Below are 25398 nucleotides of genomic sequence, written 5' to 3'. Positions count from 1 at the left end.
CGGTTACTGGTGGTTTGCCCGAAGGCCGGTTTTACTGAAAATGCTTTTACTTTACTTAAGCTGCGGATACAACCTCTTCCTCTTGGGCAAACGCTTCAAAGCCATCAAGGACATCTACCTTTCCGCCTGCATCGGATTCGATCTTTTTGAATTTTGGAATTCCGAGCGGAGTAACCTTGCGGTTTAATGCAGGCGAATAGTTATTAGTGTTTCGCTCGATTGACTCGTAAGCCGATTTGGTCATTACGATTTCCTGTTCGGGCTTGATTGTTACCGCTTCGCTATCTTTTGTGCCCTGAATTGCGTGGAGCTTTACAACGATCTGATCGCGGGATTTCAATTCACTCAGTTTTTTAGCCATTAGTTATTGTTGTTTAAAAAGTTGGTATACAAGGTTTTTGAAATCGGTAGCAGCCGGTGCCGACAGTTAAAGCCCCCACAGTACCAGAAGATTGTTTGCTTGTTGGTGCCCGGTATCTTGCCCGTCCACGTCAACTCTGGCCACTCTTCTACTTCTTTCTGCGTAAAGACCCGGCCAAAACGAGCAGCACAGAAACTACGGGTTGTGGCAATCTGCGTACCCATGTAGTAGTAGTGCTTCAGGTTTAGCCCTTCGGCGACTGCCTGCGAGTACGCACGGGTGAAGGTGTACAAACTGTCTGACGCTACGGTATTAACCGGACGGGTGGATAAGCCTTCGTTTTGCAGACGCTCAGCGAGCGTTGCCCGAAGCTCAGCGGCTGTTGATTTGGTCATGACGCCCGTTGTCAGCACGTCGCCAACGACTTTCTGATACGTCGATTCAAGCGTCGAAGTGACCAGGTTGCGCGTTTGCTCGGTTAGCTGTTCGACGAGGGTATTGTACGCACTTGGGTTGAAGTCAGACAGGATCTTGCTGTAATAGCGATTCATCCGCTCGGCGCTTTGTCCCATATGTGCCAGAAGTCCGTTTAGTACGTCGTCGAAGCCGATTCGAAACAACGTGTTTGGTAAGTCAGCCTGCCAGGTGACAACGGTTTGAAAGTTCGCCATCACTTCGGCGTACGTTGTCGCTCTGCCGCGTAGCACCAGCCGATCAATCAGGGCGTATAGCTCGCTCAGTAATGCACTATTCAAGGCGAGCATGGCAACGGCGAACGCTGCATCCCACGTTTGAATATCGTTATCAAGCTGCTCTATGTCCTGAATCTCGTTCATTACAGTTTAAGCTGGTTGTTGTTTTTTAAATCGACGATTGGCGCTAGTTGCCCTTCCTGCTGCGTAGGTAGTCCCGTTTTTGGATCAATCTGAACGGGCTTTGCCGGAGCGGTCATTTTCCTGGCTCCTTCGCGAAGTTTAGCGTACTGTTCGGCGGGTTTCAGATTCCAGAAACCTTCACCTTTGAGCAGTTCGTCGGTAACCAGCTTATCAAAGTGAATGCTCAGGTTGATGCACTCGCATAACTCCCGGTATTCCGGACCGTCGATCTGCATCGTCAGACGCGCTTCGGATTTGATAAACAGCTTCGTTTCTACATTGTAGACCTGGTAGGGGTCAATCCGTTCGCGCAATTCGTACCGCCGATAGTAGTCCGAATCTTCACCTGACTGGTACTTGATCAGTTTTTTTTCAAGCGGCTTGCGAAGGTTTACGTCGAATCCTTTTTCGACTGCTTCGACCAGTTCCTGACGCGTCAGTTCCGAGTTTTCGATGCTCAGTCGAACGGGAGGTTCAATGGACGGCTTTTCGGATTCCTGCTTACGCTGGTAGGCTGCGCACTCAAACAAAAACTCCAGAAGTCCGCACAGATGCGCCCCGTTGACAATAAGCGTTTTGTACAACTCTTCCAGGTCAAGCCGCTTGGCGGTACCGGACTGATCGTTTAGCCGCTCCATCAGGAACTGCATATTGACCGTTTCGTAACCCGATTTTTTTTCGCGCTCGTACTCTTTTACGAACTCTTGCAGCCCCTCGATCGGGCGCGGAATAAAACCGCCTGGTGGAATGGGGAGATTCGTCGGCCTGCCTTCGTCCTGCAAGTTGGTTGCTCCCGGAGCTGACACGATAATTAAGCCCATACCGGAGCCGGATACGTCCATGCCCGAACCTTTGCAGGTTGGGCACATGGCTGTTTTGCCTACGATAGGCATACCCTCGTTATCCAGTATAGGAATCTTGCCACCGTTGCAGCGTCCGCCGTTTCCGTTGTGAATCGAATCCGCGCACTGCTTTTGCCCAAAGCGCCATTCCTGGCTACTGACGTGGAAATTTCGCTCAATCTGAATATCGCTACCAACTTCCTGAGCGCCTTCAATATGCGGCAACGCATCGGCGATAATGCTTTCGAAAAACTCTTCGCCCGCATCGTTGCTACTAACCAGCGTATAGGATTGTCCGGATTTCTCTTCGGCTTCATCTTCCGAAAGCTTACCGATCTTGCGAACGGGTAGTACCGGGCAGTAGTGTTTCGGCGGAGAAAAGGAATAGCCGGTTATGGTTGCCGGATCTTCCTCGCTGACGAGCGGTTTCAAACCCGTTACATCCCATTCAATCTGGGTTTTTCCAGCAACAGCGAACCGGCTTTTCTGACGGGCTACACAGTAGGTATCCACGTCAACGAATAGCAGGATAACCCCCGTTTTCTCGGGCCTGCCTTCGGCATTGGTTATCCAGGTCTTTTCGGGTGACTGCAACACGGCAAACTCACCCTTGCGATGCTGGTAAACGAACTCGGACCCGATCAGTAGCGGTTCGGGTCGAACGCGTTCGCTATCGCTGATGGGCTGCGTCATGGGTAACATGACAATGACCGCATTCGGATCGTCAACGTACTTCTTTCTGACTTTGGAGAAAAACCAGTTCGTCAGATCGCCGTCTTTGGTAAATTTGCTATCCGACAGTAAACCTTCGAGCGAATCCCTAACAGATGCGGTTTGTTCCTGCTGTTTGGGGTAAACAACCTCGAAATCGTCCGCTTGCCGGATATAATCCAGTGCTTCAACAATGCGCGTACGAAACGAACGCATCGTGTTGCGATAGATCGCTTCGCGGTATTTCTTGTACTCTTCCCGCTCTTTGGGCCGGTTGATGTTGAGGTAGTCCGGCATCTTCTTACGAAAAGCCGCTTTCAACCGGTTTTTGTGATCAATACTGGCCTGATAGAACGAATGCCGATACTTTGGATTCGGTTTGTTGTCCGATCCAAGTTCCAAGTATGGCAGGATATCGCGCGTGTAGTCCAGCATTAGAAGTTCTTTCAAAATCCGGAGCCGATTAGCTTCGGCCAGTGGCTCCGGATTTTATGTATGGTGTGGATAGAATACTATTAAGCAGCAATTAGCGTAAAGCGGTATTCACCGATGACGCCAACCTTGTTTTCTGCGGCAACGATAACCTTGTACGAACCTGCTGTTAGGTTAGCCGCGACGGTTACCGTACCAGTTGCCGAATCGATCGTTATACCAGCGGGTAAAGCCGAATCGCCTTCCAGATAAACGCGGTAGGCCACAACGCCCGCCGTAACCGTTTCTGCCACCGCGTTGGCAATCGTGCCCGTACCAGGTGCCGTTTTGTTGATCACCGTACCCGACAAAGAAGCCGTAAGGCCGGTTCCTGTCACAGTCGGGACGCCGAAGGTGTACTGGAAGTTGGAAGCGGATAGGCTCTTCTCGAAGTTTCCGAATTCCGGCACGATATCCCCATCCGAACCAATTATAACGCCAAAGCCGCCCGATGTCAGATTTTCTTTGTTGTTGCCAGTTACCTCGCCGTTGTTGGAATTTTTGTACACAGGTTCGTGAATGTCAGCCCGTACAACCTCAACTGAACGGTCGGTAAAGAAGTAGATATCGTCTTTCCCCGAACGCTTACGAAGCTGGTTCATAAACTCCGTGTTGTGGTAGGCGTACTTGAACATAATCTCGAACACGATCTCCCCTTCGTCGGTATCTTCGGCGGTACGCTGCGAGCCAAAAATCGTTGTTTCTTCGTCGGCTTTGTACTTACCCCGCTTACCCGATACCGTACCATTACCAAAAACTGTAGCAATACCGTTGATAGCGAGTAGCGTAATCACCGAAACCAGATTGGCAGCGGTAAGTGTGGCGGCAGTACCACCGGGTGGGGTGTACGAGCTACCCAATTCGGGTAAGGTATTTTTGGGTAAGAAGGCAACGGCCACAAAGTTTGACTTAGGTAGTCGAATCTTGTTGGCGGGTACCCGAACGACTGCTCCAGTTGACGAGCCATCGGAAAGGAAGCTTTTAAGTGATGTCATTTCTGATTTGTTGTTTACTGTTCCTGTTTTAAATCCTTGGCGACCGCTAAGCGAGTCGGATATTGCTTTCCTCGGTTAGCTCACGACCGACGTAGAACCAGACCTGCCCGTTTTCTGCTTTCGCTTTCACCTGGCTATCGTCCACTTTGAGCGTGAATTCAGTTCCCTTTTTAGCATTGGTCTTGAATACGACGATACCGTTCCCATTATCCCGGCTCACATCTTTCATTGTGATTTCGGGCGCTTCATCGGTTTTGGCTACTTCTGCTGCTGCGTTTGCCATTAGCTTTTTGTGATGGTTAAACTTTTCCAGTTTGCCGAATTGGTATCATTGGCAACCCGTACCTGTATCGTATATGGGCCGTTGGGTACGCCCTGAAAAAAGCATTCCTGATACTGGCTTTCTTCAAAGTTGAAATTCTGCCAGTCAATAAAGCCCTGTAAGCGGGCCTGTAGTTGCTTCGTTGAATTGGCGAGTACGCGAACGTAGGGCCCGTTATTGAAGCGAAAAGCTAAACCGTTTATATCGCCCGACGACGGACCCGAAGAGGCTGCTGTCACTTCAATGTTCAGGTTTCGCGTAGCCGGTGTTGTATCGTTTGCGCCTTTTACGGCCAGATTCAGCGCCGTATTCACGGTAAATACACGCGACATATCCGAGCCGAACGGTTCCGAAGCAGCCCACTGCACAAGCGGTGTACCGAGCGTTCCAGTCACGTTGGACACGGTTACGTACGTCTGGCCGGGTACCTGCTTGATGGTCAACGAAAACTGAATGCTGCGTAGCTGCTCAGGTAAAAATTCGGGGTAAACATTCGCCCGAACGCCAGCCGGGTCCTGAATACTGGCCGGTAAGTAGCCGTATTGTTCCTTGAACTGATCGGCGGGCATGCTAATCGTCGAGCCATCAGGTAGGGTAACGTCAAGCTCCGAAGGGGTACGCCAGCCGCCGATCGTAATGCCCGGCGAAGACACAATAACCGGTAAACCGCATCCGTCGCCGGGATTAACCAGGCTTGCCTGTATTACTTCGCCCGCAACAAGTACCCGGCTCAGCACAACATCAGCCACGCCAGCGGCCAAATCAGCCGAGCCGAGCAGATCCGGACCCGCATATACGAGCACATCCGTACCCGGATCGCGGTCTGGCGCGCTGATATGAACCAGCGCCGAGCCTGCAATTGCCCCCGATATGATCTGTGCCCGGTCCGCCATTAGTTCGTTGTCATTTGGGAATACCACAACTGGCCACCCAGATTCACGTAGTAGCGAACCCACGTACCAGGATTGACCACAACACGGGAATTATTAACGGGTACTTCGTCCGTTGTCGGTACCGCCGATTTGATCAATGGTTTCAGAGCGTAGGTCCATTCTGACCAGTTGTTTGAGCTGTGGTAACCATTCAAAACACGCCACGCTTTGTTGCCGAGGTAATCAAACGCTTCCTGCGTTATCGCATCATTGGATACCGAAACGTGTAGATTGCCTGCGGTAGCGAGTGCGGTTGGTGCGGATATGGATGTATTCCACGCGCCACCCGCGATTTGGTAGATGTTCGGCGTCTGTACCGCGTTGAAGCTGGTAGCGCCCGATGTGTTGACGTTCGTAGCACTGGTACCGACAATGCCATACTTGACCCGGTCACTGGTCGGCGCTGCGTTGAGCGTTTGCCGTTCGCCCGCCGTCGTGCCCCTTACGAATGATGTGTTGTACTGACCAATTACGTTGTTCAGTGAAAACGCGTAGTGGTGGAGTGGTGTCGAACGGGTATCGATAACTGTATTATTCGTTTCGTCGTAGTCGGTACCCTCGCCGATTTCGATTACGTCGCCCGACAACGTTGTTGACGGGTTCGGGCCTGCGCAGTCCTGAAACGTATTTTTGGACAACGTAAGCCCGTCGAACGTGCGCCCGAAGAAACCATGTGCCCCCGAATTTTTAACCGTGTTATTCAGGACGGCGATGTTTTTAAGCCGCTTGGTTTCGCCCTGGCCGATCTGATTGTTGTTGCCCAGGCTGATTGTTGCAATAGCGGCCCGGCCTGTTCCCGATTGGCCGCTGTTGCTGTACAGCTTGCCATTAATGAGCGTAGTCCGGTTGGTTGAATCCAGGCTGTTGCTTTCAATGCGGATATTACTCGCCGTTGCCGGATCGTCGTTATTGATATTGAATACAGCAATACCGGCGATGACCGTATTTTTAATCGTGTTATTGAGAATCTGAAGATTGTAAGCCGCTATTGAGCCGACACCCTGATATACATTGCTGATATCATTGCCCTGAAGCGTAACGTTGCTCGTTTGCGAATAGCCGTAACTTCTCAGGATTGCTTTCGATGCATCAACACCCGGATCGCGGTTGTCTTTATCGTGAATCGATAGTCCGTCATCCTTAATGTGTCGAACTAAATTATTCAGAATGTACAGATTGGCGTTGTAGCGGGAATACACGCCGTCACGAAAGGTGTGATGAATGTAGTTGCCTTCTACAGTCACGTTGTTGCAGTTGGTAATAGCAAGCCCCATTTCTGGTCCGTAGCGCAACTCGGCTTTGCGCAAGACTACGTTCTGACACTGATCAATGTGCATGATGTGCTGATCGTTGCCGCCGTTCTGCTTTGGAATAAAGGCGTAGCCCCACACGCCCCCCTGAATCGTAAAATCAGAACAGTTCTGAAACAGGAACGAGGCTTTTGTCGTATCGCTGTTGAGTATCTTAGCCCCCGTCGCCTGAATCTCAAAGCCTGTTTTATTCGAAATAACGACCCGATTATTGATCCGGTAATAAGCGTTTGTCTTAGGTACCCTGACCGTTAAGCCCGATTGAATTGCCTTCACGAAGGCCGGGCCATCATCGTTGATACCATCGCCTTTTGCGCCGAACCAGCTAATTTTCGCAACGTCGTAAATGCGTTTGTAGCGACGGCCTGACGCGCTGACGAGTGTCAACACGCCATCGTCGGCGGTTGAGTTATCGGCAGCATCGTACACAAACGAGCCTTCGAGTCCTTTGTCGGTAATAAAAAGCAGGTTGAACTTTGCGTCGTTGCTCGGCGCACTGATGGCGCGGGCCTGGGAGCGGGTAAAGGGCTGACCATCGGGGGTGCCGGTCTGAAAGAAGTACAGCGCGAGATCCTTGAACCGTGCCCGCATCTGAGCCGCCGAAATCTTGCCCGCCACATTGTCGGGAAAGCTGTTATCAATTTTGGCGTACATCTGCGCCAGCGTGAGTTGCTGCGCGTAGCTGCTCAGCGAAAGGCCGACCAGCACAACTACCCGAAAAAGTACCTTCATGTTACGGCTCAAATTGGTTACTGTACTCGTCACTGTACGCGCTGTCGGTCCGGTGTTGCAGCCACGTTTTGGTTTTGACGTTGCTCGCTGCGGGTCTGGCGACAATACGAACCGACTGCGACGCTTGCAAAATCAGGTACTCATCAATTCGATTAAGCCGGGAAGCGGTCAGTAGACTCGTCACGAACAGCACATTGTCCACGTAAACGGCGACCTCCAAAGGTTCGCATCCTGAACGGATCTGTAGTTGGTATACGTCCGGCGCAACTGTACTGCCCGCCCGAACCCGGCCTACAATATTATCGCTCTGTAAATAAACGCTCAGTCCAAGCGGTGTATCTACATTCTCAATAAGTACATAACCCATTGATTCAGTGAGGGTTGATAGATGCTTATTTTCGAAACGGTTGTTGCGGTAACTGTCCAGTCGAATAAGCTCCGCTGAGCCCTGTATGAGCTTGTTTTTGCGGCCAACCCAATCACTGAGGCTGTATTCGCCCTGTTGTTGGTAATGAATACCGTCAATTGTTAGCTGACGATGTTTCAGAGCAGTCCACATTGCTTTGTGAAAAGCGGATGGCAAGGCACGGGTTGTTAGCGTGTGCACCGCTTCGCTGCGGGTTTCTGCCCGAATCATCTTACCGTCCGGCGTCTGGCCAAGGGTTTCGGTCTGACGAATCTTGGCGGGTGAAACGTAGATTGGCAGTCGGATTTGTTGCACCAAACCCATTTCCTCGTAGCGCATGCCGTAGGTGTGACCCGTATCCGCGAAGCGAACGAGCGCCGTGTTTTTATCGTCAGCGCGAACGTCGATATAATTGCTCTGCGCGATAAGGGTATCCGTTTTCAAATCGAGACTGTATACACCTTCGAGCTGATTGGTGGGTACAACGATTTCGGCCACGTAGGGCAGATTTCGTTGCAGAATCGGACCGGATAACACTTCCACATCCGCGATATTAGCCTCATTGTAGCGCGGGCCGGACTCAGCAAAGCCCGTAAGCTTCGAGCCGGTTGGGATGCTGAGTGTAAACGGATTGGTGTCGTAGCCAAAGCCCTGCGCAACAGAAAGTGCCGTGTCGCCCGAACTGGCCACCACAACGCGCTTGGCGTCGCTATTTTGCTGCAAACTAAAGGTATTGCCGGGGAGTATACTCGTGCCCACAAAAACGTCGTAGCGGTCAAGTACCTGCGCGGGAATCTCGGTACGGGACGTAAGCCGGATTGCCGGGCTGTTTACATTAGCAATTACCTGACTACCTGCATCGGCGCGGGCAATGGGCACTTTGCCGAGCGGTGTACTAAACGAAGTGCCACCGTTGGCGTTGAAATACGCTTCTACCGTTGCGGCTACATCGCCTGGCTGCGCAATGTACGTACGCGTCGTCTGGCCTTCGACGGAAATTTGGTAGGTGTTGCCCGCCTGAACGGACGAAGATACCACCGCTTTGTAGTTATCGCTACCACCCGATGAATACACAAACAAGACTTGTATAGCCGGACGGTTGCGGTTAATAACCGAAACGGAGCCCGCCGACGCGCTGATAACCGGCGTTGTGCCACCCGGTAGTTCAATCGTTTCGCCGGTAACACCCAAGGCGGTTAGAATACTACTAGCCGTATCGGTTCGGGTAGCGGTATAATTTTTCTCGCCAAGTACGTAGCTATTCCCCTCGGCAATATCCAGATCAACGCTGACGCGGTAGGAGGTTTTAGCGGGCTGAGTAATCGTATCTTTGAAGCGGACCGACAAACGCGGTTCGTTTGTGTTGCTTTCGGACACGTCACCTAGGCCAATACCGACGCGGACGTTTCCAAGCCCAAATCGGTCGGTATGATACATCTTGATTACTAATTCTGAGCCGTCTTCATCGACGGTAACGGGCGTGTTGACATAACTCTCGAAAAACGAGCGAATTTCCCGCACGTAGTCGCCAAGGTTTGTCAGTTGTTTTTTGAAGGTGCCGAGCAGATTGGCTTCGATGGTCGGCGGTTTGCTGAGCGGATAACCGATAACCTGCCACTCAGCGAGCTGCGCACGGTACGACGAATCGAAGGTGTTGAGCCGCATATCGCTAAAGGTTAGCTTTAGGTGCGTAGCGTCAACGGCTTCCGGTAGTTGCAGCGTAACGGCTAGTAAACCGGACGGCTGATCAAGATTCAGCCACTGCCGAACGAATGAATAATTTGTACCATCTGTACTAATCTCAAGCCGGACCGATACCGGAAAGTGGGTATAGCCGTCACGCGAGTTTCGCGCATAGAAAACTAGGCTGTTTATGCGCGAAAGTTCAGCCAGTGGCATAATAAGCCATTCGTCGTGCGCCTGAAAGTAATCGCTGTTGCTTGTCCAAAAGCCGTTATCAAGAACGCCATCGGTCAGCGCGTACGTACCTACGTTCGATACTTCGAGCGTCGAACTAGCCAGACACGCGCGGTTAAGCGCCAGATTCGTGACGGCGTGGTCTGGATTGGGAATTTCGCCGAGCAGCGCGAACTGTTTGTAGTCACCTTCGGACACGGCACTGTTCACCCGAAGACGGATTTCGCTATACGTTTCCGCTTCCTGACGGCGAATAAAGCCGACTTTCTGCTCACCAATGTATACGCCCGTCGATTCGGGCCGAACACCGCCCAAATCAGCGCACGGCACTAAAAACCGGAATAAATCACCGGGTACGGCGGGTATAACCGCGTGTTTTTCGGTGGGCAGTACACCGTTTTGGGGCGTCGCTTTGCCGTCATCATCAAGCAGAAAAAACCGAATGAATGCGTCGAACAATTGCATGTTAGTAGGATAGAATCGTTAAGGTTGCCTCGTCGCCTTTGAGGGATTTTCTGTATTCAATATCAAGCAGTTCGCCAGATGCTTTGTAGCCTGGTGCGTCTATTTCGATGTAGTCGCCAATCTGCGAGTAGCTGTACAAATCCATCGGACAGCTTATTGTCGTCAGCATAGGTGTAGCTGATTGCGGAACGGCGGTAAGATCAAACTCTTTTATTGGGCCCGAAGCTCTAATCACGCGCTCCCAACGGGTCAAATTCTGCTGGGGAGTGATGCGCCGATTGTACAAAGTGTCCGGACTGTAATCACTGACACTATCTTTGTTAAGTTCCGTTGTTTCAGCGCGATAGCCCGAACCGTGTGGTACGCAACAGAGCATAAACAGTTTGTCGTCATTGCCTTCTATTTTGCTGGGCCCCGACGTTTTCGAATCAAACTGTTTTCGGCGCTGCTCTTCGATAAGTGTTGACGCGGCAATGAAGGTGCACCGTAAATTGAGCACATTTCGGAGCACCGTTACACCCGTAGTATAGGTAATCAATTTGTTGATTTCTTCGCGAGCCAGTAAACTTTCACCCTGCCAGGTTTCGTAGCCAACGTTGATTTCGTTGTACAAAAACTCAGTAGCGACGCTCTGAGAAAAGGTAAATAGATCAGTTATCCGACTTACCCGCTTTTGTTTTGCATTTCGTGATTCGATATGAATGGTGTCGCCATCAATCCACAACCTGAGATTCCAGATGTAGCAAAGATTCTCAAACAGCGTTTGCAGGCTTGTGCTGAATGGAGTGTTTATGCCCCGAATACCAAGCCCCGAAGCCATCATGAAGTACTTACCCTCGCCCCGCTCGAAGAAATCACTCTTTACCGATAGTTTGCCTGCCGTTGATGCCGAAACAAGCTTTTTGAGTGCATCAATTGCCAGAACGCCGTAAGCTGTCGATTCAGGTAAATCATCTTCGTCGGTTACTGACACAACCGTACTATCAACGTAGGTAAACGCAAACGAAGAAACCTGCACATCGCTACGCCACACCAAACGACACGAGCCGGATACGGGTACCGCAATTCGTAGATCAACGACCGCGCGAATCGTTGTTTGTGTGGTCGCTATACCGTATTGTCCGACTACTACCGATGCGAGTAAAGTACCGTCGCCACTAACCGACTCGACAATCAATTTGACTGATACTGTTGCACTGGCTTTTGCTTCCACGACAACGATACCTGATAATTTAACAAGCTGCTCAGTGGTCGTTGTGTTGCGGTAAAAAGGATCTAATGCCAGCGGAGTTACGACCGGCGCTAAGGAACCCTTCACCGTTTCGTCACTATCCGCTTTTCGCGTTAACGGCAAAGCATGATTAATCGAAACCGAGCCAATCGACGATTGCTGTACAGTCAACGCGTTCGGATCGGTAAGCAATTGAACGTGTCCGCCCAAAGGCCGGGTATGGAGCGTTATGGCCTGATCAGGAGTCAACCTATAATCCGTTGTCGCCTGCGCTTCCAGACTAACCAGTTCGTTTGCGTCCCGAAGATCGACGCTGACAACCTGCCCGTCCGTTGTATACGTTGAATAGTCGATGTTGCCATCGTACAGGGTGTAGCCCGATTCGATCATCCGAAACCGTGTTACCGCTTCGGTGCCGTGCTTCCGGAATTGATTGGCCAGCAAACGGGTTGCTTCGGGTTGGTGGTAGGTAATGCCCGACATTGCCCCCGTACCCATACTACCCAGCAAGAACCCCCAATAACGCGGATTGCGCATCTTTCGAAGAATCAGCCCATCCAAGCCGACCGGCGCATCGATCGCCGTATTATCGAGATAGTAATACATCAGCCATCTCGTTTAAACTAGACTCTGTTTCCTTTTGGCTGTAAAGCCTGGCCCCTTCGCTGATATTGTAATGACGACGCGCCATTTTAACTTTATCCTTAATTTCCTTAAGAATGCACCGATGGCGACTATCCAAACCAACCTTAATATTTTTTGGCTGGTTGCTGTACAGGCCCATGCTGACCAAGTGTTCGTAGATTCGCTCATAATCGGCTAAATCAAGTACGACAACAGGGTTCTGAATAAAGTAGCGCTTACGGGCTTTGGGTAATTTCTTAGGGGTTGCCATACAAGTTAACGGGTGAGTAAGGATTGAATCAGGGTCGTTTTTGACACGCGACCAATTACCGACTTGGTGTAGCCGTGTTCGTCAAATGACAGATGAAGCGGCTTGTAATTCTCAATAGCCTGCTTTACGTCGCGCAGGTCTTTTCGTACGCCCGACATATCGGTTGCAGCTCCCTTCATGATATGCTCCGGTAGCTTCATAATCGAACCGCCCTGAGAACCAGTGAGCAAGCCAACCGCATCGGGGAACATCTGCATCAGCTTGTCGTGAGCGAGCACCTTATCGACAAGCTGTTCGTTGCTTAGTTTCTTTCCGCCAAGGATGTTGTTGAGTACGGTAGGCACAATCCGTTCGCCTTTGTTGACCATCGCCGGCACGGTGTCGCGACCGTCCGGATAGCCTAAGCCTTCGACGAAATCTGAGCCTTTGAAGAATGATTCGCCGGTTGACGGGATAAAGCCCCGGGCGAAAGCAACGGTAACAGGTTTTCCGTTCGCATCAACAACGTCAACACGCTTACCGCTCACGTCGTAGGTAAAGGTTGCAGGCTTGCCATTTCGGTACAAGCCAACTTCCTGACCTTCCGGCAGTAGCGACAAGGTATCTTCACGAACCGGCAGGCTAGGGCCGCCGACCGTCCCGTTTCGAAGCGAAATCTTATCGCGCCCCCCGGCCCGGTTCATGTCAACGATGTACTGCAATTCTCCCTGATCGAGATTGAAGTTTGACGTATTGTTGTTCGGATTGAAGGTGTACCCACCATCGACGGCTACCATTTGCCCTCCCGCACTCAAGCCCTGAATTGTCGAAATAGCTTGCTGCAGTTGACCGATCGCTTCATTGATTTTACCGTTGCCGATGCCTGTCCATGACTTCTGTGCATTCAGGATCGCAATTTCACTCTGAATTTCGGCAACCTTCATCTGCTTGTTCGCTTCGAAGATTTGCTGATTCATCGCAATGACAGCGTTCGTATACTCGGCGTTGGCAATCTTCTTTTTGATAGCGGCTTCGGCTTCGTTTTGTGCTACCTGATTCTGCAAGGCAAGCACCTTTTTGGCCGAATCGGATTCCATCGCATTGACGCTATCCTTTTCCTGCGTTTTTATCTCAATAGTAGCCAGTTTAACCTGTTCCGACTTGTCCTTTTTGGCATCTTCGAATTTAGCGTGAGTGTCGGCTTTTGACTTCTCGAAAGCGGCTTCGATACGAGCCAATTCTTCGGCGGTTGCCTGGGATTCCTGAGCGCGTTGTAGTTCGCGCTGCTTTGCCTCTTCAAGATTCTGAATTTCGCGGGCTTCTGCCTTGGCTAAGATTTCGGCTCTGAACGTATCGTCATTTTCAAGACGGAGTTGCTTATCGGACGATTCCTGCTCCCTGATTGCTTTGGCTTTTTCTAGCTCTTCGTTAAGTTTATCAATACGCTCATCAACGGCCTCTTTGAAGCGCTGATTGTAAGCATCGATGTCGGCGAGTTGGGTTTCGTGAACTTCCTTCGCCTTTAGTTTTTGTCGTTCAAGAGCGTCGATATTTGCTTGAAACAGTAGTACCTTTTGAGCGGCCCTAGCCTGTTCGCGGTACAATGCATCTTGCTCATCCTGCTCCCACCATAATAGCATTTTCTTCTGCTCACCACGGAGTTCGAAAAACTTCTGATGGTAAGCAACCTCTGCATCAATACGAGCGGAGCTACTCGCTAATTCGTCTTGGGTTTTATAGAAATCATTGATAATGGCGAGCTGCTTTTCGGTATTGCCCTTAGCTGCTTCCATTTGCAATTCATAGGACTCACGGCTGGTTTGCGCCATTTGCTCATATATGTCCTTAAATACATCGCGCAACCTGCCCATACTTTCGGCGGCAACTTTGCAGGCTTCGGCCATACGTTCGCGAATCGCTCCAGCTAATGCAAGAACAACCTGTATGCCCGTAGAAACCAAACCCAGAAAGGCGGCATCCGTGGCGGCTTGAGCTTTAGCGGCTACATTGTTGGCATCGGCTACCCCCTGATTAGCGCGGGCGATAGCCGCGTCACCAATAGCGGTTCCTTCTTCATAGGCTAGCTTGATGTTACTCAGGTAGATATTGGCGTTGGCTACTCCGTCCTGAGCGGCTTGGAGTGATTTGGCCGAAAGTCCGTCAATATTGTTCATCACTGATCGAATCGCTTGGCTCGCTTGGCCGACCATTCCTGATTGCTGACCAAGTAAATCAAGTGTTAGTCCAATGATTTCCTTACGTGACCTAATTTGAACTTGGAGGGTATCTTTATCTAACTGCGCAGTTTCCCGGTTGGCCTCCTGAATTTCCTTTTCATATTCCTTTATCTGCTGAGCCGTTTCTTTGGCTGCGGTAACAGTTTGTGTTAATACCGCAGAATTATACTGCTGGTTGTCCTTCAACCATTGAGCATAAGCCTTGCGGTATTCTTCACCCCGTTCACCGTTTTTGGCAACAATGTCGTCTAAGGCTTTTTTGGACGCATCTAGTTGAATTTTGAGTTCGCGGGCCGCTTGGTCTTTTAGGTTTAATTCGAACTTATCATTGTATTCACGTAAGGCCGCTACCCGCTGTTCGTTCGTTTTGGCATCGTTCAGAAGGATTAAGATTCGTTCAGCCTCCAAGCGTTGTTTCGTAAGAACGACGATTTTATCAGTCGTTTCCTGGGTTGATTTTACGAAGCGAGCTTGTTTTTCAACTTCGATTTCGGCTTCAATCTTTTTACGCTCTGCATCGTATTTGGTGTCGATAGTTTCAATTTGGACACGGGCCTGCTCTTTTAGTTTTGCGAGTTGGGCGTCCGAAATCTTACGATTGACGATTCGTTTATTAACCGCTTCAATTTCTTCTGCTTCTTTTTTATTTAGATAATCAAGTTGGTCCTTTAGGTCAGCTAACCTGTCCAGTTTTTCACTATCACCAGCCTCCTTTTTGATGACAGCAATTTCTTTTGCTGAAAGGAGTGTGACGGTCTTAGTCTTTTCGGCGTGGGTGATGGTGTCGGCTAATTCCTTTTCTCTGTAAGTACCGTTCGCTTTGGCGAGCGCAACCTTTTCGTCAGCATTTATTTTGGCGATCTCTTTCGCATTACCATCTGCTTGCTCTCTAAGTGTTGCGTAATGCTTCTTGATTTGTTCAAGCTCAGCGGCTTTTGCGACCTGTCCGCTTTTCTGAGCATCCAATTGGATTTTGGCATCTTCAGCGGCTAGGCGTTTGAGGTTTTCGCCAACCTCTTTGGCGCGGGTTAAATTGAAGTCAGCCTGACCTAGCCAGTCGGTTTTTATGCGGTCGAATACCGCTGGATTAGCAAATACGTCTTGTATGGCTTTATTAATATCCCCGCCGTATTTGGTACGAAGATCTTCCGGAAAGGCGCGTAAAATCTCTTCCTCTTCCTTTAGATTCTTTTTCATCTCTTCCTGAATCCCCTCTAACTTGTACGCTTGTCGCGCCAAACTGATACGGGTCATATAAGAGCCGTTGACTTTATCAAGAATGCCCTGCAATTGCGAATTGCTGGTCTTTTCTGCGTTAAGCCCAGAAAAATACTCGGGATACTTGGCAATGAGCGTTGCAATTGCATCCTTCCTTTCCTGAGTACCTATTGCTGCATTTTTAGCAACCTCAACCAATGAGTTAATTGACGATATTTCCGTTTTCAGGTTTAATTCCTGTTCGCCAATCGATGTAGTAACCTCTGCCGTAGCTGCCTCCCATGCTAAATACGCCGATGTTGCTAGACCCACTAAAGCGACAACTGCACCGATTGGATTCGACGCGAGCGTTGCCCACATGGTACGAGAAGCAACCGCCGATTCTTGCTGAGCACGGGTGAAGCCTTCGGTTGATCCTTTGACAAGAATCATTACCAGGTTATACGTACCCATTACGGCCTCACTTGCTTTAGTGTAGCCATTGAGGATGAGTTGTTGCGCTCCGGCGGCATTCATAGCTACTTTCCAAGTAGTGAAAGCGACAGCCGCCGACTCAATAAACGTTACTGTCCTCTGAATAGCTGAGTTACTACCGGCAAGGGTATCAATCAGCCCTTTTAACCGGGCTGTGCCTCCGCTAATTTGATCCTCAAAGAAATCACCGATGCGAGCTTTTGCGACCTCGAACGTATCAGCTAAGTTGGATATTTCACCGCCGACCGTCTTAGAAAGCTTTTCCATTAGGCCCGCATACTTTCCACCTGCTTCACTGGCATCTAGTATGGCTTTACGAACCATTGCAAAGCTGATCTGGTGATCTTCTGCCATCTTTTGAACTTCGGCGGAGGTCTTGCCGTAGGACTTTTCGATGAGGCTCAACAATGGTACACCTGCTTCCGAGAATTGGCGAAGCTCACTAAGCATTAACTTGCCGGTATTGGCTACTTGGCCGTAAGCCAGTGTTAACTGTGGTAACTTCTCTTTGCCGACCGCTGCCGCGATATTACCCAAGGCTGTAATTGTTGGGATTAAGTCGGCGGTTTCAATGTTGTACGCTTTAAGTTTTCCGACCTGTTCGCTTACCTCCTGGAGACTAAACGGTGTTTTCTGGCTCAGTTCAACGACGCGGGCATACAATGCATCGGCTTCCTTTTTAGAGCCGAGCATGGTCTCTAAGGAAATTTGTACACTGTCGATTCTGGTTTTTGCCTCAATAATCGACTCACCAAAGTTTTTAATCTCCGCGACAGCAAAAGCCGACGCAACCATACCTGTAAACGTTTTCAGTCCACTGGTAATGTTGTTGATTTGCGCTTGAATCGCCTTCGTGCCTTCAACGGCTTCGTCGTCGGCCTTTTTTCTGGAAGTACGCTGCTTTTCCAGTGCTGCGGAAACAGCGTTAATGGCCTCAATCTGCTGAATCGAACCAGTGCGGGCGCTTAGATTCGCCTGATTCATCGATTCGAGAAGCTTGCCTTCTAAGCGTATTAACTCAGAAAGTTGTGTTGCTATGTCGGGCAAATCCGAAACGGCTTCAATGCGGAGTCTGGTAACGCGTTCTGACACCTATCGTCTTCATAGGAAGTAGGAAAATAAGAGGACGTACTAGAAAGGTTGAACAGCCGAACGATGTAGCGACTCCGACAGGAAAAGGAAGGCCGAGTAGAATTGTAACAATAATTATAGTTACCCAACTTGGCAAATTAGTTGTCACACTAATAACTGTAAAAGTAAGAGGTATTTGCCGAATAGTAAAGGAGTAGATATATGAATACCTATGCAATTACATTTGAGGTAAAAAAATACATATGAAAAAAGTTTATACGATAGTTGGCGCCATTCTCTTGTCACTACAAACACTGTCAGGTTTCAGTCAAATAACTACCTCTGTCGCTACAAATCCAGACAAGCCCAAAACCAAGTTAGAATCATTTATTGCACAGGATGGAATAGTATTGGTTACGAGTTTCTCAACCATTGGAACAGTGCAGGGCTTGTACGATTCGTCTGTTATAATTCAGAGTCAGGAGGTAGCAAACCCAACCAGTGGTAGGAAAGAGCATGGTATTACCATTGAGGTTAAGCAGTCAGGCCGAATTGAAAGAGAGCATACTTCCTATGTTGATTACGACGAAATAGAATCCCTTCTAAAAGGCTTAGACTATATTGATAAAATCGACAAATCATCAGTCAAGCTAGATGATTTTCAAGCCGATTATAAAACAAAAGGAGATTTGAAATTTACTACTTATACCAGCAAGGGAGGGGAAATTAAACTGTCGATAACAAGCGGTAGAATAGGTAGTACAAATTCATATCACAATAAAAGCGACATTGCGAGCGTCCGAAACTTGCTTGTTACCGCAAAAACGAAATTAGACTCCATCAAGCAGAAGTAAATTGTCGCTGAACAAGGCGGAAGCAGGATTCTAGTCGCTGAAATAGAAAAAAGGCGGACTCTTTCACGAATCCGCCTTTTTGTTAAATCGCTGCTGTTACTACCTTTCTACCATAAGTATCCGTCTTTTTGTGACAATCAACACAAAGCGTTCTACCGTTGTCAGTATCCCAAAGTGCGCTACATTGATCGGCATCTTCAATCGTCTTTATTTTATAATCTTGAAGTATTCGACCGAACGGGTAAATATGATCCGCTTCTATTTTTATCCTTGATTCCGATGTTGTCAAGCAGCAATGTTGACAGGTGAATTTATCGCGCTTAAATACAGACTTGCGCCATTGTGAGTACCTAGCAGATGTTCTAATTTTTAAGCTAAGACTAGTTTTACCCCCTTTCCATTGACTAGCTTTTTCGCCACGGTATCTAACACCTTTGGCTTTGTAAGCATTCTTTATGGCTAACTTTTGGGCCTCATTTGAACCCCAACCTGTATCTATCCCAAACCTCTTTAAAATTGCCCTGATGCTTTCTGGCGCTATACCGTACCGCTTCGATAACTCGCTAGTCAGAACACCACTTAAATAAGCGGTTCTTACCTCTCCGCGTTCCTGCTTTGTGAGCTTTGAAAAACCTCTAATCTTAATTCCTGCTTTTTTAATGATGTCACAAACGGAAGGTCGGCTTATACCAAAGTCTTCTGCAATTTGATAGCTAGACTTGCCGAGCCTGTAAGCGACTATAATCAAGTTGCGCTCTTCTTCGGTGGTAAATCGCTTACGCAGGCTTCCATGAACAGACTTTACAATTTTTTGAATAGTAACTTGACACAAACCAAACCGCTCAGATAAATCAGATGTTGAGCAACCTTGCTGATATGCGTTAGATATACTTTGCTTATCTTCACTCGAAACGCGCTTAGGCTTTATAATTTTACCGGCTTTACTAACAGTGTACCATACAGTAGCTTCACTCACATTAAACTGTTCAGCTATTTCCGCAATCCTGTTTCTTTGTTCGTAGGCATCAATAATATCCTGCTTTTGAATGTCAGTAAGTCTAAATTCCTTCTTTTTTCCTGGCATTTCGTTTCTTCTTTTTGGGTTTATCGACAAAGTTTCGTGGATAACTATCGGTCTTTTGGTGGCAGGTATGGCAAAGGGTTCGCCCGTTGGAAACCTCCCACAACTCCAAGCACTCTTTAGCTTTTCCTATGCTGTCAATTCCGTGTTCAGCGAGTAGACTAGAAAAGCTTTTAATGTGGTCAGCTTCAATTACTCGCTTGCGACCGTTCCGCGCTCCGCAATGCTGACAAGTGAACCGATCTCGAAGGAAAACCGAACGTTTCCAGTGTTCGTATTCTTCTAGCCTACGGATCGACTGAGAAAGGGCAGTTTTGCCACCCTTTCTCACCGCTTTAGAAGCCCCCATTGTTTACGACGCTTTAACGATCTGCTTAAACGGAACCCGATCAATCTGTCGACGCATCAAGTCCGTAGGGAACTCAGCGAGCAACCGTTTAGGTCTGGTCTTGCGGTACGGGGTTAGCTCCTTGGCGTTTTTCTGACCCATTGCCACAATCGTAGCTTCCTCACTGAGCCCCACTTCGTTGATACACCAATCCGCGAAGGTCTTACGGGCCGTGTGTGACGTAATCCGTTTGTCAATGCCTACGGTGAACATGATTTGCCGGAGTAACGGGTTATAATCATCAAGCGCGGGCAAAGGCAGGTTGACCCCTTCGTACTTGTCCATCAAGGCCCAAACCCGCTCCGTAACCGGAATACAATACTCCGTACCCGTTTTCATCCGGTAACCTACTATACAGTGTTTACCCTCCACCAGTTGCAGGTTCTTAGGAGACAGGGTTTTCATGTCCTGATAAGCTAGTCCTGTGTAGCAAGCAAACTCGAAACAGTCAGCCACTTCCCGCATTTGAGGGAGTAAGACCGCTTCCCGCAAAACAGTCAATTCCTCTTGCGTCACACATTCCAGGTTGGGCGTTTTGTCAACCCTGATCCGAATGTTCATCAAGGGGTTTTTGTGGATTAGTTCACTTTCAGCGGCCCATAAGAGTAGCGTTTTCACCACCTGACAGCTTTTGTCGGCGTTGCGATCCGAGTTACCCCGCTGGGTAATTAAGTACGTCCGGTAGCGTTTGAGCGTTCCGGGTGTAAAGTCAACGGCGGGCAGGTCCAAAGAACCCTCAGACTCTAAGAACGATAACAGCGGGCGCGTTTTAAACCGATAGGTATTCACAGTTGACGCTTTGGTTTTTAGGGCTATCCGCTCTTCGAGAAACTTGTCGATTAAAGCGGGAAAGGTGAGTAGCATCCGCTGACCGTGTTTGACGACACCCTTCAAGCCGTTAGCCGTCATTTTCTGATCGAAGCTTTCGTGCTGCGCGTAGACCTTCTGTAGTTTCTGCTCACAGTCGGCAATGGCCTTATTAAGCAATACAGCGTGTGGACTTTGGGGTTTTACTTTCAGCTTGCGCTTATCCCAATGATCGCGCTGAATCATAACCGACTTAGGCAGGCTGGAATCGGCTACTGATGTAACCGTACCGAGCGTTATGCGTTTACCGTTGACTGTTACCCGAACGTTGACCGAGCCGAGCGTAGCGTCCGTAGTAGACTTACGGAAATAGAAATTGATGAATAATGAATTATACATGGGATTTGTTTGAAGGCTAGGTTTAGGTGGGTTAAGACGCTTTGTGCATGTGCTTAAAGGGGTACTGACTACCGCCCGACGCTTGAACCCTACGCATACCCGCTTCAACCATTGCGCTTGTCACTCGTACATAGTTGCGGAGCGTGGTTTGTATGGAAGAATGGCCTAATACCTTGCTCACCTCTTCAATCCGAAAGCCTAAGCGGAGAAATAAAGCCCCCGCCGTTTTACGGCAAATCTTGGTTGTTAGTCGTTCATCAAAACCAATCTGCTGCTGTACGATCTTGGTCCAGCGGTTCATCGCCTGATTCGTCAGGGTAGGAATACCGTTTGGGTACAGCGAGAGTATGCGGTTAACTTCGGGGAGTAGTGGAACGCAAGCGGTCAAATCGGTTTTACCCCGGTTTATCAGGATCATACTACCCGATTCGGTGGGTTGCTCAAACGCAGACGGATTAACCACATAGCGTTCTAAATCCGGTTGATCCATGCCTGTATAGCACATCAACAAAAGCCAATCTCTTACTAAAGCCAGGGTAGGCAAGCCCGTAACTTCTAACCCCCACAGCCGCTCTAAATGAACGCTTTCCAGAAAGTAAACCGGCTTGTCTTTGCCTTTGTCGGGATAGTAGTTCTCAATCGGGTTACGGGCAATTTGCTGACTGGCTACCAAGTGATTAATACTTGCCCGTAAGTAGCCCACATACCGAGCCGCTGACGCTAAACCGAGTGGTCGTTTGATAAGCCAATGATAGTAGCCTTCGGCCCACAAAGGGGTTATCAAATCCGCTGTTAACCGTCCCTGCTTTTGTTCTTCGATGTAAGCCGTTAAGTGCTGCTTGCCGTTTTCCCATTTGTCAAGCGTTCGTTTTTCTCTGGCATCGGGCGTACCGTCCAGCGAACGTAAATAGGTCAACTGTTGATCGTAGGCCGCTAGTAGGGTGGGCACTAAGGTTGTTTTCCGCGTCCAATGCTGTTTGACAACCTCCGCCGTTGGGGACTGAACCAGTATACCCGCCTTTTGCAAGCGCATTAGTTCAGCAAGTAACGTTTTGTGTTCGGCTACAATAGCTTCTAGTTCCTGATTGGCTTCTTGAGCTAGTTTGGAATAGCCGATAAGCTTTTGCGCCTGAGAGTTCCATTTGTCAACTTGTACGTAGACCCCACTGCTATAGTCAGCACACGTTGTACCATCAACTTTCAGTCGAATGTAGAGTTGACGCGGTTTATCGCTGGTTTGGCCGGGACGAAGCCGAAAGCGAACGGATATACGTAAACGTTCGCGCCGTGACAGAAGGGGAGACAGACTATTCATTGGTTTGTCCTCCTTTCTGCGCTAGTTGATGTTTGGCCGCTTTCAGGATAACCGCACTAAAGAAACCGTCCAACGTTTCAAAATTGCCGCAACTATTAGACGCGTTGCCAAACTCGGTACTTGAGGCATAAGCCAAAAACCAGTCCCGTACTTCATCGCGTAGGCCACTCATAAACGACAGGTCGTTCATCAAGTCAATCAAGTGAGCGTCGCTCTGGGTTAAAGTGAGTCGAGAATTGACTTTGATTTGTGGGCTTGCAGTTTGCGGGGTTTCGTTGTTACTTTGATCTGTGGTGTTCATCTGATTTCATGGTTAGATTGTGGCACTATCGACCCCGTACCTAAGTTTCTCAGGCTTGTAGCGGTACGGGGTTTTTCTTTTAAGAGTCGGCAAACCGTTGCTTTCAAGCGACGCGCTACTGTGACCGACTGGTTATTGTTAAGCTTCAAAAGGCTGTTTCTCCGAACCGACGCAATACAGTCCTGTATGTACTGTGGATTGACCAAATGCGACTTGTGAACCCGCCAGAAAGTAGGCACTTGGAGTTCCAAGTGTGATAGCGTTTTGCTGACTAAATACCGTTCTCCGTTTCTCGTATAAACCCACGAGTAGTTACCGCAGCCCTCTATACGCAAGATCAAACTAGCGGGAACGTAGCGAACCAGTTGCCCTACACTTACAGCGAGGCAATGAACCGTAGTATGTGCCGTTTGCATAGCTCATTCTTCTACGTAGGTCAGTTCGGCCATAATCAGTGAGTACAGCTTTTCTAAATGGCCGTACCGCTCTAAAGCGTCTAACAAGCTCTCTCCGCCTACTCGAATAAGCCGGTACACATTGATTACATACACCTCATTCATTCGACGGTATAAGTAATTGTAAGTGGCTCCTTGTTCGGCTCCGTGATAGCCGCAGTACTCAATAACCTTGCGGTTGATAGCCTGACGTAAACCGTTGCCAGGAATTGGACCTTTTGGTGGGCCAACTAAATGAGGGGTTGGCCGCGCAATCTGCTTGCGGGATTGGGACGTTGGACGTTGACCGCGCATAATAGAATCCATATCGGCGCGAAGTTGGTTAAGTTGCTCCTGCTGGTTGGCGAGTAGCTGATTGCTTTGGGCTACCAGTTGGATTAGAACTTGCTCGGTCGAAGGAACGGCGGGGCCATTAAGCTTCTTTTCGCAGTCCAGAAAGTAGCGTCTTGCTTGTTCGCCCTTTTCGGTTCGTGCCAACATGCTTAACCGTTTGGCAAAATCTAAAGTCAGCGCGTAGTCTTTGACTTCATTACCGTTCAACATTGTGTTGAACCCCTCCCAATCTTCACCCTCTCGAGCAAAGGTGTTGTTCTCAATGTTCTTCTTTGCCCACCGAGCAAAAGCCGCTTTGTTGAGGCCGAGAAATTCATACAGTTCACGGGCCGCTACTACGGGTTGACCTTGCCCACCTGTAGTTACTTGAATTAGCTCTTGCATGGCTAATTGCAGCTTGTGAACTCAATCCAGAAGTTGACAGGGTAATTTTGGGCTGTAGCTGTAGCCCCTTCGGTTAGGGTTGTAGAATCCCCACCGGATGCGTAGTTTTGCTCCGTTGTAAGCATAAATCTGATAGGTTTGGTTTACAAGCCCCGCGTTTTGTTTCTCAGGCAGTAGCGCGGGGTATTTTTATGTCTTTTCGGGTGTCTACCGTTAAGCGGGGCAACTCTTTGAAGTACTATGCCGCTAGTTCCGCTCCCTCATTGACAATACAAATATAGATAAACTGTAACTGATATGCAAGTTATAGGGCAAAAAATATTAATCCGTGCTTAGGTTAATATTAAGCTTTGTGCCTAATTCTGATGAGATTTTTTGAAGCGAATCAACAGTGAAGTTGATTTTACCTTTTTCGTATCTGCTCATTACAGACTCAGAAACGCCAACTTTTTCGCCTAGCTCTTTCAAAGTCAATCCTCTGCGCTTTCTGGCTTCCCTAATCTGATTCCCGACCTGTTCTGTTATCTCTGACATTCTAACTCTTGTTACAAGGCCAAATATAGCCCTATGAAGCTATACGAACCCACTTTACTATTATTCATCGGTCAGTAATTAATGTTTGTTCCTACTACACCTGTACAATGTATCACTACTTGCCCACTAAGTACGCTGTCTTTAACAGGAGAATACAACCAGAAATCTAACTCTTCAACTGCTATATACAATACTCTGAAACTCAACATCGTGTCACCGTATCATGTTTGTATACCGTTTAATATGTATTAAAATACCGTTAAAAAAATTAAATATTGCAAGCCTTGCATACTTGTAAATATATTCTACCTTTCGTGTAATTAATTATTTTATTCACATTTAAACCTTAATTAATTACATTATGTACAAGTCTACAATTAGATTGCTGCTGTTAAACGCTATCCTAGTAGGTAGCACACTTTTCGCTAGCGGACAGAGTTGGGATTACCCAGTGAAGCCGGGTAGCGAAGAATGGGCAAAGTTGAACGATGTTAGTGAGCGGATCAAAGCCTGTCAAATACCGGAAGACATCGTTACCAAACTGCCTACCGAAGAATTGTTCACGCTTTGTACTAAGCATCCTTTCTTTAGAAGCTACGCTTTCGCCAATAGCCCGATTGAGGGCTTTAGAAACTCGATGGGTTCATTCAACGGTTATAGCGAACTCTTGAAGCGGCCTAATGCACTTGAGGTAATGGCCGACTTTTATAAAAAGGAGAACTTCTCAAGAATAGATACTCTGAAAACAGATATCGCAAAAGGGGAATATTCGCTACGTCTTCATGGGGTCGAGCTTATGATGAGTAATGATTTACTGATTGGTAAACTATCTGCAGAAAAGAAGAAATTATTTCTGAAAACGATTTATGCTAAATACGAGGAGAAACTAGCGTACAAGGAGGAACTTGGCGGATTTGGTTCTGTTACAACCGCTTTTTTAGCTGCCAAAGTCATACCTACAATCGCAGAATTGAAGGTAATATCAGTTCTTCCAGCCAGCAAAAAAATGGAGTCTTTTCAAACTAGGATGATTCCATTTGACCAAGACATCGTTGATCCAATATTAAAATCTTTAAGCGCTTCTCTGGCGCTGTTAAACTAAA

20 protein-coding genes are annotated in these 25398 nt (G+C 48.4%); 2 read left to right on the top strand and 18 right to left on the bottom strand.

Going from position 1 to position 25398, the window contains the following annotated elements; all coding sequences use genetic code 11:
- Positions 1-55 precede the first annotated feature (55 nt).
- The 11 genes from LQ777_RS10355 to LQ777_RS10305 form a co-directional block, all read right to left on the bottom strand.
- Complete coding sequence (locus tag LQ777_RS10355; RefSeq protein ID WP_232562442.1) at positions 56-361, bottom strand: hypothetical protein; 306 nt, start codon at positions 359-361, stop codon at positions 56-58.
- Positions 361-1197, bottom strand: coding sequence for a hypothetical protein (locus tag LQ777_RS10350; RefSeq protein WP_232562441.1), 837 nt, complete (start codon positions 1195-1197; stop codon positions 361-363). Before LQ777_RS10350 ends, LQ777_RS10355 begins: the two co-directional genes overlap by 1 nt.
- Positions 1197-3239 (bottom strand): hypothetical protein, encoded by a 2043-nt coding sequence (locus tag LQ777_RS10345; protein WP_232562440.1) that lies wholly within the window; start codon positions 3237-3239, stop codon positions 1197-1199. Before LQ777_RS10345 ends, LQ777_RS10350 begins: the two co-directional genes overlap by 1 nt.
- A 65-nt stretch (positions 3240-3304) precedes the next feature.
- The gene (locus tag LQ777_RS10340; protein ID WP_232562439.1) at positions 3305-4255 is read right to left on the bottom strand and encodes an Ig domain-containing protein; all 951 of its coding nucleotides are present in this window, start codon (positions 4253-4255) and stop codon (positions 3305-3307) included.
- A 46-nt stretch (positions 4256-4301) separates the two neighbouring features.
- Positions 4302-4538 (bottom strand): hypothetical protein, encoded by a 237-nt coding sequence (locus LQ777_RS10335; protein ID WP_232562438.1) that lies wholly within the window; start codon positions 4536-4538, stop codon positions 4302-4304.
- A complete protein-coding gene (locus LQ777_RS10330) occupies positions 4538-5497 on the bottom strand; it encodes a hypothetical protein (RefSeq protein WP_232562437.1) in 960 nt (319 codons plus the stop codon). Before LQ777_RS10330 ends, LQ777_RS10335 begins: the two co-directional genes overlap by 1 nt.
- Entirely contained in the window at positions 5470-7551 is a 2082-nt protein-coding gene (locus tag LQ777_RS10325; protein WP_232562436.1) for a right-handed parallel beta-helix repeat-containing protein, read from the bottom strand. Before LQ777_RS10325 ends, LQ777_RS10330 begins: the two co-directional genes overlap by 28 nt.
- A gap of 1 nt (position 7552) precedes the next feature.
- Positions 7553-10339, bottom strand: a complete 2787-nt coding sequence (locus LQ777_RS10320; RefSeq protein WP_232562435.1) for a discoidin domain-containing protein — start codon at positions 10337-10339, stop codon at positions 7553-7555.
- Position 10340: 1 nt separating this feature from the next.
- Positions 10341-12176, bottom strand: a complete 1836-nt coding sequence (locus LQ777_RS10315; protein ID WP_232562434.1) for a hypothetical protein — start codon at positions 12174-12176, stop codon at positions 10341-10343.
- Positions 12157-12465: a hypothetical protein gene (locus LQ777_RS10310; RefSeq protein WP_232562433.1), complete on the bottom strand. Its 309-nt coding sequence runs from the start codon at positions 12463-12465 to the stop codon at positions 12157-12159. The genes LQ777_RS10315 and LQ777_RS10310 overlap by 20 nt, the downstream gene beginning before the upstream one ends.
- 5 nt (positions 12466-12470) lie before the next feature.
- A complete protein-coding gene (locus LQ777_RS10305; RefSeq protein WP_232562432.1) occupies positions 12471-17465 on the bottom strand; it encodes a tape measure protein in 4995 nt (1664 codons plus the stop codon).
- Positions 17466-17707: 242 nt separating this feature from the next.
- Here LQ777_RS10305 and LQ777_RS10300 point away from each other — a divergent pair, with 242 nt between their 5' ends.
- Entirely contained in the window at positions 17708-18298 is a 591-nt protein-coding gene (locus LQ777_RS10300; RefSeq protein ID WP_232562431.1) for a hypothetical protein, read from the top strand.
- Positions 18299-18380: 82 nt separating this feature from the next.
- Here the strand turns inward: LQ777_RS10300 and LQ777_RS10295 are convergent, their stop codons facing one another.
- From LQ777_RS10295 to LQ777_RS10270, 7 genes are all read right to left on the bottom strand, one after another.
- Entirely contained in the window at positions 18381-19382 is a 1002-nt protein-coding gene (locus tag LQ777_RS10295) for a hypothetical protein (RefSeq protein WP_232562430.1), read from the bottom strand.
- 349 nt (positions 19383-19731) lie between these two features.
- A complete protein-coding gene (locus LQ777_RS10290; RefSeq protein WP_232562429.1) occupies positions 19732-20973 on the bottom strand; it encodes a phage integrase SAM-like domain-containing protein in 1242 nt (413 codons plus the stop codon).
- A 31-nt stretch (positions 20974-21004) separates the two neighbouring features.
- On the bottom strand, positions 21005-22288 hold the full coding sequence (locus LQ777_RS10285; protein WP_232562428.1) for a tyrosine-type recombinase/integrase: 1284 nt from the start codon (positions 22286-22288) through the stop codon (positions 21005-21007).
- Positions 22281-22589 carry a hypothetical protein gene (locus LQ777_RS10280; protein ID WP_232562427.1) on the bottom strand — a complete coding sequence of 103 codons (309 nt, stop codon included), beginning with the start codon at positions 22587-22589 and terminating at the stop codon, positions 22281-22283. The genes LQ777_RS10285 and LQ777_RS10280 overlap by 8 nt, the downstream gene beginning before the upstream one ends.
- Positions 22586-23005 carry a LytR/AlgR family response regulator transcription factor gene (locus tag LQ777_RS30675; RefSeq protein ID WP_425276932.1) on the bottom strand — a complete coding sequence of 140 codons (420 nt, stop codon included), beginning with the start codon at positions 23003-23005 and terminating at the stop codon, positions 22586-22588. Before LQ777_RS30675 ends, LQ777_RS10280 begins: the two co-directional genes overlap by 4 nt.
- Positions 23006-23008: 3 nt before the next feature.
- Positions 23009-23761, bottom strand: a complete 753-nt coding sequence (locus LQ777_RS10275) for an antA/AntB antirepressor family protein (RefSeq protein WP_232562426.1) — start codon at positions 23759-23761, stop codon at positions 23009-23011.
- 321 nt (positions 23762-24082) lie between these two features.
- A complete protein-coding gene (locus LQ777_RS10270) occupies positions 24083-24295 on the bottom strand; it encodes a helix-turn-helix domain-containing protein (protein WP_232562425.1) in 213 nt (70 codons plus the stop codon).
- 361 nt (positions 24296-24656) lie between these two features.
- Here LQ777_RS10270 and LQ777_RS10265 point away from each other — a divergent pair, with 361 nt between their 5' ends.
- Positions 24657-25397: a hypothetical protein gene (locus LQ777_RS10265; protein ID WP_232562424.1), complete on the top strand. Its 741-nt coding sequence runs from the start codon at positions 24657-24659 to the stop codon at positions 25395-25397.
- Position 25398: the final 1 nt, after the last annotated feature.

The sequence above is a fragment of the Spirosoma oryzicola genome (assembly GCF_021233055.1).
Lineage (GTDB): Bacteria > Bacteroidota > Bacteroidia > Cytophagales > Spirosomataceae > Spirosoma > Spirosoma oryzicola.
Note: the sequence above shows the minus strand (reverse complement) of the source record. Positions and strands in the feature narration are given on the sequence as shown.